This window comes from Bacillus sp. FSL R5-0560 (assembly GCF_037966305.1).
GTDB classification, from domain to species: domain Bacteria; phylum Bacillota; class Bacilli; order Bacillales; family Bacillaceae; genus Bacillus; species Bacillus mojavensis.
On sequence record NZ_CP150195.1, the window covers coordinates 950,070 to 966,547 of the forward strand.

At 43.5% G+C, this 16,478-nt stretch carries 15 protein-coding genes and 1 rRNA gene; 11 read left to right on the forward strand and 5 right to left on the reverse strand.

Going from position 1 to position 16,478, the window contains the following annotated elements; translation table 11 throughout:
* Positions 1–21 precede the first annotated feature (21 nt).
* A complete protein-coding gene (locus NST56_RS04645) occupies positions 22–2,607 on the forward strand; it encodes a YfhO family protein (RefSeq protein ID WP_339180379.1) in 2,586 nt (861 codons plus the stop codon).
* On the opposite strand, the gene NST56_RS04650 is transcribed toward NST56_RS04645, so the two are convergent.
* Entirely contained in the window at positions 2,604–3,587 is a 984-nt protein-coding gene (locus NST56_RS04650; protein WP_268505948.1) for a metal-dependent hydrolase, read from the reverse strand. The genes NST56_RS04645 and NST56_RS04650 overlap by 4 nt on opposite strands.
* 215 nt (positions 3,588–3,802) lie before the next feature.
* Between NST56_RS04650 and mutY the strand changes: the two genes are divergently transcribed.
* Positions 3,803–4,918: an A/G-specific adenine glycosylase gene (mutY, locus tag NST56_RS04655; RefSeq protein ID WP_339180382.1), complete on the forward strand. Its 1,116-nt coding sequence runs from the start codon at positions 3,803–3,805 to the stop codon at positions 4,916–4,918.
* 6 nt (positions 4,919–4,924) lie between these two features.
* Here mutY and NST56_RS04660 read toward each other — a convergent pair whose 3' ends face one another.
* Positions 4,925–5,149: a hypothetical protein gene (locus NST56_RS04660; RefSeq protein WP_010333463.1), complete on the reverse strand. Its 225-nt coding sequence runs from the start codon at positions 5,147–5,149 to the stop codon at positions 4,925–4,927.
* A gap of 82 nt (positions 5,150–5,231) precedes the next feature.
* Between NST56_RS04660 and fabL the strand changes: the two genes are divergently transcribed.
* The 5 genes from fabL (at position 5,232) to NST56_RS04685 (ending at position 9,247) form a co-directional block, all read left to right on the forward strand.
* Complete coding sequence (gene fabL / locus NST56_RS04665) at positions 5,232–5,984, forward strand: enoyl-[acyl-carrier-protein] reductase FabL (protein WP_010333464.1); 753 nt, start codon at positions 5,232–5,234, stop codon at positions 5,982–5,984.
* Positions 5,985–6,054: 70 nt separating this feature from the next.
* Complete coding sequence (gene sspE / locus NST56_RS04670; RefSeq protein ID WP_010333465.1) at positions 6,055–6,312, forward strand: gamma type acid-soluble spore protein SspE; 258 nt, start codon at positions 6,055–6,057, stop codon at positions 6,310–6,312.
* Positions 6,313–6,485: 173 nt separating this feature from the next.
* The gene (locus NST56_RS04675; RefSeq protein WP_010333466.1) at positions 6,486–6,746 is read left to right on the forward strand and encodes a YgaB family protein; all 261 of its coding nucleotides are present in this window, start codon (positions 6,486–6,488) and stop codon (positions 6,744–6,746) included.
* Positions 6,747–6,889: 143 nt separating this feature from the next.
* Positions 6,890–7,420 (forward strand): DUF402 domain-containing protein, encoded by a 531-nt coding sequence (locus tag NST56_RS04680; RefSeq protein WP_003223272.1) that lies wholly within the window; start codon positions 6,890–6,892, stop codon positions 7,418–7,420.
* A gap of 84 nt (positions 7,421–7,504) precedes the next feature.
* The gene (locus tag NST56_RS04685; protein ID WP_168747248.1) at positions 7,505–9,247 is read left to right on the forward strand and encodes an ABC transporter ATP-binding protein; all 1,743 of its coding nucleotides are present in this window, start codon (positions 7,505–7,507) and stop codon (positions 9,245–9,247) included.
* A gap of 72 nt (positions 9,248–9,319) precedes the next feature.
* On the opposite strand, the gene NST56_RS04690 is transcribed toward NST56_RS04685, so the two are convergent.
* Together NST56_RS04690 and NST56_RS04695 are read right to left on the reverse strand one after the other, a co-directional pair.
* Complete coding sequence (locus NST56_RS04690; protein WP_101863566.1) at positions 9,320–10,381, reverse strand: aromatic acid exporter family protein; 1,062 nt, start codon at positions 10,379–10,381, stop codon at positions 9,320–9,322.
* Between the two features lie 220 nt (positions 10,382–10,601).
* Positions 10,602–11,891, reverse strand: a complete 1,290-nt coding sequence (locus NST56_RS04695; RefSeq protein WP_168747249.1) for a glutamate-1-semialdehyde 2,1-aminomutase — start codon at positions 11,889–11,891, stop codon at positions 10,602–10,604.
* 151 nt (positions 11,892–12,042) lie between these two features.
* On the opposite strand from NST56_RS04695, the gene bcp reads away from it, so the two are divergent.
* Positions 12,043–12,516 carry a thioredoxin-dependent thiol peroxidase gene (bcp, locus tag NST56_RS04700; protein ID WP_010333471.1) on the forward strand — a complete coding sequence of 158 codons (474 nt, stop codon included), beginning with the start codon at positions 12,043–12,045 and terminating at the stop codon, positions 12,514–12,516.
* A 134-nt stretch (positions 12,517–12,650) separates the two neighbouring features.
* Entirely contained in the window at positions 12,651–13,088 is a 438-nt protein-coding gene (gene perR / locus NST56_RS04705) for a peroxide-responsive transcriptional repressor PerR (protein WP_010333472.1), read from the forward strand.
* Positions 13,089–13,118: 30 nt separating this feature from the next.
* On the opposite strand, the gene NST56_RS04710 is transcribed toward perR, so the two are convergent.
* Positions 13,119–13,472: a YgzB family protein gene (locus tag NST56_RS04710; protein ID WP_010333473.1), complete on the reverse strand. Its 354-nt coding sequence runs from the start codon at positions 13,470–13,472 to the stop codon at positions 13,119–13,121.
* 206 nt (positions 13,473–13,678) lie between these two features.
* Here NST56_RS04710 and NST56_RS04715 point away from each other — a divergent pair, with 206 nt between their 5' ends.
* Together NST56_RS04715 and NST56_RS04720 are read left to right on the forward strand one after the other, a co-directional pair.
* The gene (locus NST56_RS04715; protein ID WP_339180386.1) at positions 13,679–14,563 is read left to right on the forward strand and encodes a nucleotidyltransferase-like protein; all 885 of its coding nucleotides are present in this window, start codon (positions 13,679–13,681) and stop codon (positions 14,561–14,563) included.
* A 228-nt stretch (positions 14,564–14,791) separates the two neighbouring features.
* Positions 14,792–16,341 (forward strand): 16S ribosomal RNA (locus tag NST56_RS04720).
* Positions 16,342–16,478 lie beyond the last annotated feature (137 nt).

Consider the following 16,478-nt stretch of genomic DNA (forward strand, 5'->3'; position numbering starts at 1 on the left):
CGGCAAGACTGGAGAATCCTTATGAAAAAAAGAAAACATGTCTTCATTTATGCGGCCAGTCTGTTCATAGCGGTTCTAGCACACGCTTTTTTTGTGAAAGAATGGGCGGATGGCAGATATATGACCGGTCCCGGTGACGGACTGGCGCAAATGATCGTATTTAAGAAATTATTATATGAACAATACACGCAAGGAAACTTTTTCTATCATTATTCATTCGGACTCGGCGGAGGCACATTCAGTCAGCTTGGCTATTATTTTTCTGCTTCTTTTCTTTTTCTTGCGACTTCCGCCGCAGTATGGCTGCTGCAATCCGTTCATCTCATCGGCGAGGCGGATGCGCTTTTTTGGGCGCAGTCAGCCGTTTTTATCAGCATTATTAAGCTGAGTCTGATTATTTTTACAGCAGCTTCTGTTTTCAGCTATTTGCTCAAACGCAGAGCAGCGGCATTTACGGGTGCTGTCCTATACGGAGTATCGATTATTTACTTTCGCCACGAAGCGTATTGGGAATTTTTCACCGATACAATGATTTGGCTCCCGCTTCTCGTGCTCGGAGCAGAAAAAATCATCCGAGAGCGGCGTCCGGCATGGTTTATCATTGCTTGCTCCTTGAGCTTAATCAACAATTTTTACTTTGCATACATAAATCTGATTTTCATTGGAATTTATATCTTGTTCAGATGGTTTATCAAGCTGGAAGAACATGAAGTGAAAAAATGGGTTCAATGCAGAATGTTTATTGTCTCGGGACTCATTTCTTTTGGTATCAGTGCGGCGGTATTTGTGCCGGTGGTTTACGGATATTTAAATAACCTGCGCCCACCGTATAATGAAAAAATAGAGTGGCTGAATTTCGATGATAATATTTTATTTTCAAGCAGGATTATCGTGGTGCCAGCCATCTTTTTACTGTTTTTGTTTGTCATTTCTTTTTATAAACACCGCGTGTTTCGCCTTTTTGCCGGAATGAGCCTTCTGTTTATTCTCTTTCATTTCAGTCCGTATGCGGCAAGCGCCTTTAACGGCTTTTCCGCACCGCAAAACCGGTTTGAATATATTTTGGCCTTTACAATCGCCGGGGCGGCAGCGGCAGGTTTATCACAGCTGCAGGAGCTGAGGCGGAAAGAATTGCTTCCAGCAGCAGCGGTTGTTCTGCTTCTTTACTGGTATCATGTCCAAAGATATGAGCTTGATATATGGAAGCCAGCGAATGAAAGCATCTTACTGCTTTTGTTCCTGACAATTGCTGCTTTGTTTGCCGCAGTTTTTGTGAAAAAACGGGCAAAGCTTGCTGTATACGGTGTGGTGATTTTGTCTTCGCTGCTTGTCGCTAACACCTATCAGAAATATGCGCTCTCAGAAGGAGGCGGGCTGGACAGTGTCTCAAAATCCTATATTACAAGCGAGGAATACAAAGGAGACGAACAATCTAAGCTCATCAGACGTGTGCAAAAGGAAGACAATGACCCGCTCGTGAGAATCGACTGGATGAATGGCGTGCGCAATAACACTCCGATTATTTACGGGTTTAATGGATTCAGCGCCTACTCGAGCATTTTAAACAGCCATCTGCTCTCCTTTTATTGGAATGATCTTCGCATCGATATGGGAAGAGAAAGCGTCAGCCGCTACGCATCATTGGGGGACAGAGCGAACTTGTACAGCCTGCTTTACGGCAGATACTATATGACGGAAAAAATAAACGAAGCGAATGTTCCATACGGCTTTACAAAACATATGGAATCAGAGCACTACACCGTTTATGAAAATCAATATATGCTTCCTTTCGTCAAATCAGCCGAAAGGGTTTACGCAGAAAGTGACCTGAAAAAGTTGCCGGCACTTGCAAAAGAGCAAGCGATGCTCAAAGGAATTGTATTAGCAGATCCAACTGAAAAAACAGAGCAGCCCCCTGATCTGACGAATCTGATTTCCAAATCGGACATCACTGCAAAACAAGCTCAATATCAAAACGGACTCCTGACTGTAACTGGAGAAAACGGAGGAGAATTGATCATCACCCCGAAAAAGCCATCAGTCGGTCCGGGCGATTACTATGTCAGTTTTTATTTGAAAAGCAAAGCAAGAGACAAAGGATTTACGCTAAAGGTAAATGATTATGTCACAACAAGAAAATCAAATCAATCGATCTATAAAACGGGAGTAAACGATTTGACCATCAGAGTGCCTAAAGCAGATCATATCTCAATCAGGCTTCCGAAAGGAACGTACGAGCTTTCACATATCGCGCTTTATGAAGAAAATTATCAAACATTAAAAAACGCTGCGTCGCAAAACAAAACGGAGAAAACAGACAGCCTGGAATGGAATAAAAACAAGCTGACATTCACATATCACAATTCCAAACCTCAGTACATCATGCTCCCGATTCCGTATGAGAAAGGCTGGGAGCTGAAAATTAACGGAAAGCAGCAGAAAATTGAAAAAGCCGATTACACTTTTATTGGTTTTAAGGCGCAAAAGGGAGACAATCAAATTGAACTGACCTACTATCCGCCATATTTTAAGATATCGGCTGTGATTTCTTTCATCAGTCTGCTCCTAGCTGTTTTTTATACAAGACGCAAAAAAGCCCGGCTCTAAATAGAGCCGAGCTTTAATTTTTTCTGAAGCTTTTCTTCGCTGAATATCCAGCCAGTATAAGATGAGCGTATTTCAAGATCATGGCTGATATGAACGATTGCCACAAACGGATAGTGCCCTTTACTCCGATAACGCAGGTCAATAAACCGGACCTCATAATGGTCTTTATACGTATCCACTTCCCACCTGTAAACCGGAGAGAACGAAAGAAACGCTGCAATGTTGTCATCCTGCTTCGCAGCTTGCATAACATCGGTTTCAGGAACCGGAACCCGATTAAACGTATCAAGTATCACCACATGCCCGTCCATGCTCCTTCCTACATAAAAAGCATGCGCGGTCGTAACGGCAATTCGCCATTGCCGGAATTTCATCGTCGGTGAAATGATAATGCTTTCGATCTCTTCATCAATTATCTCACGGAGCTGCCGTTTGATTCGCAGCTGCATCATCAGGCGCAAGATATAATAGCCTGCCAGTATGACGTATAAGGTGAGAAATGTGATACCGGGGCTGCCGCCGACATACCAGACCGCGATGGCAGCCAGGTGGCTGATGAAAATAAACGGATCAAATGTGTTAATCAGCCCGAGTGCCACCCATTTTTTCGAAAACGGCCGGATGGCTTGTGTTCCGTATGCATTGAAAATGTCCACAAATACATGCAGCACGACTGCCAGCAAAGTCCACAGCCACAGATGCAGAAAATCAGCCTGAGGATAAAATAAATGCAAAATCGCCGGAATGATGACAGACCAAAACAAAACGGCGGGAATAGAATGGGTAAAACCTCTGTGATTTCTTATATAAACAGCATTATTTTTAAGTTTTAACACAGTATCGATATCAGGAGCCTGTGAGCCCGCAAGCGTAGCGATCATGACTGCGTGAGCCATTGCCGGATCTGTTCCGACAACCGGATCCAGTGTCGCAATTCCGCCGAGTGCGATGCCCATGACAACATGTGTGCCCGTATCCATAGGTGACCTCCTTGCAGGTTTATCCTGCACATTCACTTTGTAAGACATTCCCTAATTTTATATACCCAATCTTTTAACCTGTTCAATCGTTCTCATATGTTTCCGCTTTTTCTTTACTTCTATTTAATGTAACATATTATCGTACTGTGCCCTTAGTGTACAACAAAAAACAGTCTAAAGAAAAGCGGGGCGCGAGAGACTGGGGAGAAACACATATGAACGTACTTGAAGATAAGGTAAGACAAAAAGATATACAGCAATTTCAAAATGATTTAATTACATGGTTTGAAAGAGAACAGCGCATTCTGCCGTGGAGAGAGGACCAAGATCCGTATAAAGTGTGGGTGTCTGAAGTGATGCTTCAGCAAACGAGAGTAGAGACGGTCATTCCTTACTTTTTACGGTTTGTGGAGCAATTCCCGACAGTAGAAGCGCTCGCTGATGCCGATGAAGAAAAAGTGCTCAAAGCATGGGAAGGTCTCGGTTATTACTCGCGTGTCAGAAACCTGCAAAGCGCTGTAAAAGAAGTGAAGCAGCAGTACGGAGGAGTTGTTCCATCAGAAGAAAAAGAGTTTGGCGGCTTAAAAGGCGTAGGCCCTTACACAAAAGGAGCAGTGCTAAGCATTGCTTACAATAAACCGATTCCTGCGGTTGACGGAAATGTGATGCGTGTTATGTCGAGAATTCTGTCCATCTGGGATGATATTGCTAAGCCAAAAACAAGAACCGTTTTTGAAGAAGCGGTCCGTGTGTTTATTTCAAAAGAAAAACCCTCGGAATTCAATCAAGGTTTAATGGAACTGGGAGCCATCATCTGCACGCCAAAATCACCTTCTTGCCTGCTTTGTCCTGTCCAGCAGCATTGCTCAGCGTTTGCAGAAGGGACTGAACGAGAACTCCCGGTGAAAAGCAAAAAGAAAAAACCCGGGATCAAAACAATGGCTGCAATTGTACTGACAGATGATGACGGACAAGTCTATATTCATAAACGCCCGTCTAAGGGACTGCTAGCCAATCTGTGGGAATTCCCGAATCTTGAAACACAAAAAGGAATGAAAACAGAGCGCGAGCAGCTCACTGCATTTTTAGAAAGTGATTTTGGCATACAAGCTGAAATCAGTGACCTCCAAGGTGTAGTGGAGCATGTTTTCACCCACCTGGTATGGAATATTTCTGTGTTTTTCGGTAAAGTAAAACAAGTGTCGGATGCTGCAGAACTGAAAAAAGTAACGAAGGAAGAGCTCGAAGAATTCGCGTTTCCAGTGTCACATCAAAAAATTTGGAAGATGGCAGTGGAAGCAGCCGGAGTATATAATTCGGCTGCTCGGTAAGAGTCCTTAATCATAACTGACGCGCGTGCCGTGGCTGTAGTCTGCTTCATTGCGCTTCATTCCGCCGCGCGCTTCAATCTCTTGGGTTAATTCACGGTATTTTGATTGGCCTTCTTCGTTCAAATAAGGCATAATTTGCTGAAAGGCATGATGAAAATAGGCGAGTTCACTGTTTTTCCAGTCTTTTTTGGAAATCATGGTCAATTCGCTCATATCTCGTCCGACATACATAACGGAAGACCCCCTTTAAAGTTCTTGCCATTATTGTTTGTGGAATGAAGAGAACTATACGCTACAAGGAGCTGAGGAAAAAATGGAACAAAATAAATGCGCACTCGTAACAGGAAGCAGCCGCGGCGTCGGAAAAGCAGCGGCGATCAGACTTGCGGAAAATGGCTATAATATTGTCATTAACTATGCACGCAGCAAAAAAGCCGCTCTGGAAACTGCGGAAGAAATCGAAAAACTTGGTGTTAAAGTGCTTATTGTAAAAGCAAACGTGGGACAGCCCGCAAAAATTAAAGAGATGTTTCAGCAGATTGATGAAACCTTTGGAAGGCTGGATGTTTTTGTTAATAACGCTGCATCAGGTGTACTGAGACCGGTTATGGAATTAGAGGAGACACATTGGGACTGGACGATGAACATCAATGCAAAAGCCTTGCTTTTCTGCGCTCAGGAAGCGGCAAAGCTGATGGAGAAGAACGGCGGCGGTCATATTGTCAGCATCAGCTCATTAGGTTCAATCCGGTACCTTGAAAACTATACGACAGTTGGTGTGTCAAAAGCTGCATTAGAGGCTTTAACCCGTTATCTCGCAGTAGAGCTTTCACCAAAACAGATTATCGTAAATGCAGTATCAGGCGGAGCGATTGACACAGATGCGCTCAAACACTTCCCGAACAGAGAAGATCTTTTGGAGGATGCGCGTCAAAATACCCCGGCGGGACGTATGGTAGAGATTAAAGACATGGTCGATACAGTTGAATTTTTAGTGTCTTCAAAAGCTGATATGATCCGCGGACAGACCATTATCGTTGACGGCGGGCGCTCACTGCTCGTTTAAAAAATTTTTTTGAAAAAAGGAATAGCCAATCGATTACCTGCACATTCTAATGACCGTGGAGGTGATAACAATGGCTAACTCAAATAATTTCAGCAAAACTAACGCTCAACAAGTTAGAAAACAAAACCAACAATCAGCTGCTGGTCAAGGTCAATTCGGTACTGAATTTGCTAGCGAAACAAACGTTCAGCAAGTCAGAAAACAAAACCAACAATCAGCTGCTGGCCAACAAGGTCAATTCGGCACTGAATTCGCAAGCGAAACAAACACTCAGCAGGTAAGACAGCAAAACCAATCTGCTGAACAAAACAAACAACAAAACAGCTAATCACTGAAACAGAAAAAAGCACTTCATCTTCGGGTGGAAGTGCTTTTTTCTGTTTGAAAAACGACAAAACTTGTGAAAGCTCAACAGAATGAGTCAAAGGGTTTGCCAGATCAGGATCGAAATGATTAATGGTGGAAACGTTTAGACTTTGACCAGGGCTGAAGGAGGAACCGATGACGGAATTTGAAAAGCTGGTAATAGAACAGATGAAAACGATGGACAAGCTTCTCGATCTCCAATCAGAGCTCGACCGCTGTAAACAAATCGAAGCAGAACTCCGGCACTTGGAAAGGGATGCAAGGCTGCGCGGTATTCAGGATGAAATTGCGGTAAAACGAAAACATCTTGCAGATATACAGGATATGTTTCAAAAGCAGACAGAGCAGGTGATTCGTTCATATCGCAGCTCAGAAAAGCCGTCTTCCTTTGTGTAGAGCAGGAATGTGCCATTCCCAAGCCGGAATGGCTCTTTTATTTTCATTTTTCAATTTGTAACGTTATAATAGGTAAAAGACGTTGTCGGTAAGCAAGTTTGGACATACTAACTGTAGGGCTTTATAGAAAGTAGGGGAGAAATATGGGTTATCCCAAGGAAGGAGAAACCATTCAAATTCACAGCTATAAGCATAACGGGCTGATCCACAGAATTTGGAATGAAACGACAATCTTAAAAAGTACAGAAATGTGTGTCATCGGAGCCAATGACCGGACGATGGTAACCGAATCAGACGGCCGGACATGGATAACCAGAGAGCCCGCAATCTGTTATTTTCACGCAAGACAATGGTTTAATGTCATCGGGATGCTGAGGGAAGACGGGGTTCACTATTACTGCAACATCAGTTCTCCGTTTGCCTATGATGGCGAAGCAATTAAATATATTGATTACGACTTGGATGTCAAGGTATTTCCTGACATGACCTATAATATTCTCGACGAAGATGAGTATGATGATCATCGGAAAGCCATGAATTATCCAAAAGAAATTGACAGTATTTTAAGAGACTACTTAAATACGCTGCTTCACTGGATTCATCAGCGGCAGGGACCGTTTGCGCCCGAGTTTGTCGATATGTGGTATGAACGGTATTTGCGCTATACAAAATAATGGTTACGTAAAAACCTGTTGCGGGGTACAACAGGTTTTTCACATGGGCTCACACACATCATGATAAAGAGAGGGGGAATCAACGTGGGGGTTATGAAACGCTATATGCAATTCGTCAAACCTTATAAGAAGCAAATTTTCATTACAGTATTAATCGGGATCGTAAAATTCTCCATTCCGCTTGCTCTCCCATTGCTTTTGAAGTACGTAGTTGACGATATTATTCAAGGAGGCGGCACGGCCAGTGACAAAACAACGTCATTGTTCACCATTATGGCGATCATGTTCGCCTTATTTTTAATTTTGCGCCCGCCAGTTGAATATTATCGCCAATATTTTGCCCAGTGGACAGCCAGTAAGGTACTCTATGATATAAGAGCCAAGCTGTTTGATCATATACAGAAGCTGAGTCTTCGTTTTTATGCGAATACTAGAACAGGGGAAGTCATTTCCCGAGTGATCAACGATGTGGAACAGACAAAGGACTTTGTGATCACAGGTCTGATGAATATATGGCTCGATATGCTGACGATTTTGATCGTGATCTCTATCATGCTGACACTGGACGTGAAATTAACGCTTATTTCTGTGGTTTTATTTCCATTATACGGAATATCAGTGAAGTATTTTTACGGCCGTTTAAGAAAGCTGACAAGAGAGCGGTCACAGGCACTTGCTCAGGTGCAGGGGCATTTGCATGAACGGATTCAAGGCATGCCGGTGATCAGAAGCTTTGCGATAGAAGACCATGAGCAGGCCAACTTTAACGAAAAAAACAGCCATTTCTTAGATAAAGCAATCAGTCATACGAATTGGAATGCCAAGACCTTTGCAGTTGTCAACACCATTACAGATCTGGCACCGCTCATCGTGATTGCATTTGCCGGCTATTTTGTCATCAACGGACCGCTGACTGTCGGAACGATGGTTGCATTTGTCGGATATATCGATAGAATGTATAACCCTGTCAGAAGGCTGATTAATTCATCTACAACCTTGACGCAGTCAATCGCTTCAATGGACAGGGTGTTTGAATTTATTGACGAGCCGTATGAGCTGACTGACAAACCAAATGCCATCAAAGCTGACCATATCCGCGGAGAAGTCGAATTTCAAAATGTATCGTTTCAATATGAAAAGGAAAAAGAAAACATCCTTCATGACGTGTCATTAAAAGTAATCAGAGGAGAAACTGTAGCTCTCGTTGGAATGAGCGGCGGAGGGAAATCCACGCTCGTCAGCCTGATTCCAAGGTTTTATGATGTATCAAGCGGCAGTCTATTGATTGACGGGACAGATATTCGGGATTATGAAGCAAGAAGCCTGCGCAATCAGGTTGGCATGGTGCTTCAGGATACCTTTTTATTCAGTGAAACGATTAGAGAAAATATCGCGATCGGAAAACCTAACGCCACGCTTGAAGACATTATGGAAGCCGCAAAAGCAGCTAATGCACATGATTTTATTATGAGTTTTCCGGAAGGGTATGAGACCCGTGTAGGAGAAAGAGGCGTTAAGCTCTCCGGGGGACAAAAACAGCGGATTTCCATTGCGCGTGTATTTCTGAAAAATCCGCCGCTGCTAATCTTGGATGAAGCCACTTCAGCTTTGGATCTTGAAAGTGAACACTACATTCAAGAAGCGATGGATAAACTGGCGAAGGACAGAACAACTTTTGTCGTGGCTCACCGCTTATCAACGATTACGCATGCGGATAAAATTGTCGTCATGGAAAACGGAACAATCATTGAAACCGGAACTCATGATGAACTGATGGATTATGACAGTCAATACAAGCACTTATTCACAATCCAAAACTTGAATTAAACTTCAATCTTATATCCTTTTATCAAGGATATAAGATTTTTTTGTATAAAAAAACCCGGCATATGAACCGGGCTACTCTTCTATTTCCATTTCGCAGTCTTTCGGATGGTACGTTTGAAAGCTTGTAATAAGTGTTTCTAAATGTTCAAGCTGCTCGCGGTATTCCACAGCGCTTGCCATAATATTAAGCATATTATAATCAAGAAGCTCATCATCTGAGTTGCGCTGGTTTTTAAGAAATGACTTTGTCAGCAGCTGTTTGTATTGGATGCCTTCTTCATCTGTATCATCATGCGGTTTAATTTTGCCGACAAACCTCATCAAAATCCGCTCGTGCCAATAAAGCAGGTAATCAAGTTCTTCAGTCAGTGTTTCCTGAAACTCTTCAGGCATATGATAAATCTCGTTTTCCAGGCGATGCAGCTTCTTCAGCGTGTCGAGCGCCCGGTTTGCGGTTATTATCGCCTGTCTGAACAGGACAAGTTTTCTTGATTTCACGTAAGTCGTTTTCTTAAAGTAGCTTCTTTCTTCTTTATATAGAAGATATGTCTGATCAAGCTTGAGCATTTTTTCTTTCAATTTTTCAATATCCTCTTTTAAAATCGAATGCTCTGTTGACTGGCGCATAATCAGCCTGATCCATTTCATAATTTCTTCAGTGTTTTCGACTGTATTATGAATCAGCTTTGTCTCGTACTTAGGCGGCAGGAACACCAGGTTGACGATAAAGGAAGAAAGCACCCCTAAAATGACTGTGCTTGTTCTGATCAACGCAAACATTAAAAAGTCGTCACCGGCAGATTCTAAAATCGCAATAACTGTAACAAGAGCAATGGAAATCGTATGTTCAATTTTAAGCTTCAGCATTATGGTAATAACAATCACTGCTGTCAATCCGATCATAATCGGACTGGGTCCGAAAATAAGACCGAATACTGTGGCAATAACAGCTCCGATAATATTTGCCTGAACCTGATCAATAATAATAAGAAAAGAGCGGTAAATTGATGGCTGGATCGCAAATATCGCTGCAATCCCAGCAAAAATCGGTGCGGGAAGTCCGATCCACGAAGCTAAATAAAGAGCCAGCGTAATCGCGATCCCTGTTTTGAAAATGCGGGCACCAAGTTTCATTGGTTTGTGCGTGCATTCCTTTCTATAATAAATTGTTTGACCTAGCAAATGGCTAATCATTAAAATTCCCTGTGAGTTTATTTGCTAAACAATTAAGTAATATACAGGGATCAATACAATTATTCAAGCTATTTCTCAAGAAAAAGACCAAAATCTTACACGCTTTTTAAAAGTACACAAAAACAGGAGCTTTAAGCTCCTGTCCGCCTGATGTGCAATATTACTTTTTAAGATGTTTAAAAGCATCCTCAACAGCAGCAAGCGTATCTTTAATGTCCTGCTCTGTATGTGCTGTTGTAATAAACCACGCTTCATATTTAGAAGGTGCGAGATTAATGCCGCGCTCCAGCATCAGCTTGAAAAACGTAGCGAATGTTTCACCGTCACTGCGTTCTGCCTGATCGTAATTTTCTACTTTCTCATCAGAGAAGTAAACCGTCAGTGCACCCTTTAAGCGATTGACTGTTATTGTGATACCATGGGTTTCTGCGTGTGCCAAAATGCCTTCCTCAAGCATAGCGCCAAGACGGTCAAGCTTTTCATACACGCCTTCTTCTTTCAGCACTTCCAGGCAAGCAATGCCAGATAAAATAGAAGCGGGGTTTCCGGCCATTGTTCCTGCCTGATATGCAGGGCCGAGCGGTGCGACTTGCTCCATAATTTCTTGTTTCCCGCCATAGGCTCCAATTGGAAGTCCGCCGCCAATAATTTTTCCGAGTGCCGTTAAATCCGGTTTAACCTGTAAAAGATCCTGAGCACCGCCATACATAAAGCGGAAAGCAGTAATGACTTCATCATAAATAACGAGGGCGCCCGCATTGTGTGTCAGTTCGTTTACTTGCTCTAAGAAACCTTCTTTTGGCTCAACGATACCGAAGTTGCCGACAATCGGTTCAACGAGAACCGCTGCGATTTCACTGCCCCATTTATCTAAGGCCGCTTTGTAGCTCTCAATATCATTAAATGGAACTGTAATGACCTCGTTTGCAATGCTTTTCGGTACACCGGCTGAGTCAGGTGTGCCCAGAGTAGACGGACCGGAGCCGGCGGCTACGAGCACAAGATCTGAATGGCCGTGATAACAGCCTGCAAATTTAATGATTTTGGTGCGGCCTGTGTAAGCACGAGCCACTCGGATGGTCGTCATCACAGCTTCTGTCCCTGAATTGACGAATCTTACTTTATCCATAGCAGGAATGGCTTCCTTCAGCATCTTTGCAAAAGTAACCTCATGTTTTGTCGGTGTTCCATATAATACACCGTTTTCTGCGGCTTTTTTAATCGCCTCTGTAATATGCGGGTGGGCATGTCCGGTGATGATCGGGCCGTAAGCCGCCAAATAATCAATGTATTTGTTTCCGTCGACGTCCCAAAAATAAGCGCCATTTGCTTTCTCCATTGCAACAGGAGAACCCCCGCCAACTGCTTTATATGATCTTGAAGGGCTGTTTACACCGCCGACAATATGCTCTAATGCTTCACGGTGAAGTTCAACTGATTTTGTATACAAAAATAATAACCTCCTATATCTCCATGCGTCCCCTCTATTGTAGCATGCTTCGAGACAAGAACAACGGATTCAGGCTCAAGATCAAGGCCCATGGTTGTAATCTGGACAAGAATTGGATACGCTTAATACAAAAACATCCGGAGGTAATGAAATGACTATTGAAATCGGACAAAAAGCGCCTGATATTGAGTTGAAAGGTGATCATGGGGAGATAGTAAAATTATCGGATTATGAAGGGCAATATATCGTCCTTTACTTTTATCCAAAAGACATGACACCGGGATGCACAACTGAAGCCTGCGATTTTCGTGACAGCCATGAAAACTTCGCTGAGCTGGATGCTGTGATTATCGGCGTTAGCCCGGACAGCGAGGAAAAACACGGGAAATTTAAAGAGAAGCACAATCTGCCGTTTTTGCTGCTTGTCGATGACGAACACAAGCTGGCGGAGGCATTTGATGTGTGGAAACTGAAGAAAAACTTCGGAAAAGAATATATGGGAATTGAACGCTCCACTTTTTTAATTGACAAAGATGGCCGGCTCGTTAAAGAATGGAGAAAGGTAAAAGTGAAAGACCATGTAGCCGAAGCGCTCCAGACGCTGAAAGATATGTCGGAAAAGTAAAATTGTCAGTCAGCTTTATAATAAATGCTGCAACTTTTACCCTATTATCAATTGACAAATTATCGTAAAAAGAGGTACACTAATTATAAACATTATAATGTAAGAATCTTTTTTAGAAGAGAGGTGCATGACGGATGGCTGCACATGAACTAAAAGAAGCCTTAGAAACGTTGAAGGAAACCGGAGTTCGCATTACTCCTCAACGTCATGCGATTCTGGAATATCTCGTTAACTCTATGGCTCATCCAACAGCGGACGATATATATAAAGCTCTGGAAGGGAAATTTCCTAACATGAGCGTAGCGACGGTATATAACAACTTGCGTGTGTTCCGGGAATCCGGCCTGGTAAAAGAGCTCACATATGGCGATGCTTCTAGCAGATTTGATTTTGTTACATCCGATCACTATCACGCCATTTGTGAAAGCTGCGGTAAAATTGTGGACTTCCACTATCCCGGCCTTGACGAAGTGGAGCAGCTCGCTGCACATGTGACCGGCTTTAAAGTAAGCCACCACCGTTTAGAAATTTACGGCGTCTGCCAAGAGTGTTCAAAAAAAGAAAACCATTAAAATAAGCTGACCGCAAAACGGTCAGCTTATTTATTTCGACATTTTCTTCTTATTATAAGACTCATCAAATTCTTTTCCTTCTAAGCTTTGATCTAACGTCAGCGGCTCTCTGCAATGCATACACATATCTACTCTGCCTAAAACCTTGGTCTCTTTTTCACAGCCAGGGCAAATGACACGAACCGCTTTGGTCGAGAGCATGCCGATCCAAAAATAAACAACCGTGCTGAGCCCGATAGATAAAAGCCCGAGTATCATAAACAAACTCGAAAGCAAAACGGACTCCTTAAAAAAAATCCCGATGTACATAATGATAAACCCAACGAAAACCAAACTTAACGCAAACGTTCTGATCTTATTAATTTTGCTGGAGTATTTCGCCATGTCCATCCCCCTCTGAATTAAATATAGCACAAACCCGATGGGATTTTCTTCATGTTTTCGTTTGAAATGGAATTTAAATATGGAGACTTGCTTTGAAATTGTTTATAATAGTTCAATGTGTTTAGAAAAAAGGAATTTCGATTTAACCATAGAATTGAATCAAATAGAGAATGAAAAAATTGAACAATTGCATTGGAGGAATAGTGATGGAAAATCTTCTCCGTCCAATTTATCAAGAAAGAGCAAGCCATCCTAATACATTGGCTGTTATTATGATTGAGAGAAGAAACAAAACATCTTCCCTGACAGATAACTTTGATGCCGCTTTGCTTGTCATTGTAAAGCAGTCTGATAAACCTGTTTTTATAAAGCATTATGAATTTGATCACAAAACAGCCTCTTTACATGTGATAACTGATGCTCAGGTTCAAGAATGGATTTTGCTCGGCACAAATAGAAGAATGATAGATTGGATTGTAAACGGAAGAGTCATGTTTGACCGCAATGAGTATATTGCTGAGCTTATCGACAGGCTTAATACTTTTCCGTTTGCAGAACGCAAACTGAAGATCGGCCTTGAATACGGCAAGTTAATTAGAAGATACGTTGAAGGAAAAGCTTTCTTTGAAGCCAATCAATTTTTAGATGCCTACAATGCGGTAGTTCATGCCCTGCATCATCTCGCACGTATTGAAGTAATAGACAGAGGATTCCACCCTGAAACCACTGTGTGGAGTCAAGTGCGTCAAATCGAGCCTCAAGTGTACAAATTATATTCCGAGCTGATTGAAAGTCACGAAAGCTTGGAAAAAAGGCTTGAATTATTATTCTTAGCAAATGATTTCTTGATTCATTCTAAAGCTGAGATTGGTTCAGCACATATTTTCGAAGTCATGAAAGAAAAGGACATATGGCAATTTAGCGAGCTTCTTCAGCATCCTGACTTAATCCATTTCACTCAAGACCTTGGCGTCATGCTTGATTACCTGACGGAAAAAGGTCTTATCAGCGTGTGCCGAATGGAAACCAAAGGACAGGCTGTCTTTCATCGAGGATATTCTTTTAAAAAAGATGTTGACTCTGATTCTTGAGCATGGTATATTATTAAACGTCGCTGATGCGCTTCTGAAAAAACAAGCTCACAGCGGCGGAGAAATAAAATAAAAAACATTTGACAGAACAAAGTCGAAATGTTATACTAATAAAGTCGCTTCTCCAAGAAGTGCTGATGATCTTTGAAAACTAAACAAGACAAAACGTACCTGTTAATCAAGTTTTAAATAAATCGCACAGCGATGTGCGTAGTCAGTCAAACTACTTTATCGGAGAGTTTGATCCTGGCTCAGGACGAACGCTGGCGGCGTGCCTAATACATGCAAGTCGAGCGGACAGATGGGAGCTTGCTCCCTGATGTTAGCGGCGGACGGGTGAGTAACACGTGGGTAACCTGCCTGTAAGACTGGGATAACTCCGGGAAACCGGGGCTAATACCGGATGCTTGTTTGAACCGCATGGTTCAAACATAAAAGGTGGCTTCGGCTACCACTTACAGATGGACCCGCGGCGCATTAGCTAGTTGGTGAGGTAACGGCTCACCAAGGCAACGATGCGTAGCCGACCTGAGAGGGTGATCGGCCACACTGGGACTGAGACACGGCCCAGACTCCTACGGGAGGCAGCAGTAGGGAATCTTCCGCAATGGACGAAAGTCTGACGGAGCAACGCCGCGTGAGTGATGAAGGTTTTCGGATCGTAAAGCTCTGTTGTTAGGGAAGAACAAGTACCGTTCGAATAGGGCGGTACCTTGACGGTACCTAACCAGAAAGCCACGGCTAACTACGTGCCAGCAGCCGCGGTAATACGTAGGTGGCAAGCGTTGTCCGGAATTATTGGGCGTAAAGGGCTCGCAGGCGGTTCCTTAAGTCTGATGTGAAAGCCCCCGGCTCAACCGGGGAGGGTCATTGGAAACTGGGGAACTTGAGTGCAGAAGAGGAGAGTGGAATTCCACGTGTAGCGGTGAAATGCGTAGAGATGTGGAGGAACACCAGTGGCGAAGGCGACTCTCTGGTCTGTAACTGACGCTGAGGAGCGAAAGCGTGGGGAGCGAACAGGATTAGATACCCTGGTAGTCCACGCCGTAAACGATGAGTGCTAAGTGTTAGGGGGTTTCCGCCCCTTAGTGCTGCAGCTAACGCATTAAGCACTCCGCCTGGGGAGTACGGTCGCAAGACTGAAACTCAAAGGAATTGACGGGGGCCCGCACAAGCGGTGGAGCATGTGGTTTAATTCGAAGCAACGCGAAGAACCTTACCAGGTCTTGACATCCTCTGACAATCCTAGAGATAGGACGTCCCCTTCGGGGGCAGAGTGACAGGTGGTGCATGGTTGTCGTCAGCTCGTGTCGTGAGATGTTGGGTTAAGTCCCGCAACGAGCGCAACCCTTGATCTTAGTTGCCAGCATTCAGTTGGGCACTCTAAGGTGACTGCCGGTGACAAACCGGAGGAAGGTGGGGATGACGTCAAATCATCATGCCCCTTATGACCTGGGCTACACACGTGCTACAATGGACAGAACAAAGGGCAGCGAAACCGCGAGGTTAAGCCAATCCCACAAATCTGTTCTCAGTTCGGATCGCAGTCTGCAACTCGACTGCGTGAAGCTGGAATCGCTAGTAATCGCGGATCAGCATGCCGCGGTGAATACGTTCCCGGGCCTTGTACACACCGCCCGTCACACCACGAGAGTTTGTAACACCCGAAGTCGGTGAGGTAACCTTTATGGAGCCAGCCGCCGAAGGTGGGACAGATGATTGGGGTGAAGTCGTAACAAGGTAGCCGTATCGGAAGGTGCGGCTGGATCACCTCCTTTCTAAGGATATTTACGGAATATAAGACCTTGGGTCTTATAAACAGAACGTTCCCTGTCTTGTTTAGTTTTGAAGGATCATTCCTTCGAAACGTGTTCTTTGAAAACTAGATAACAGTAGACATCACATTCAATTAGTA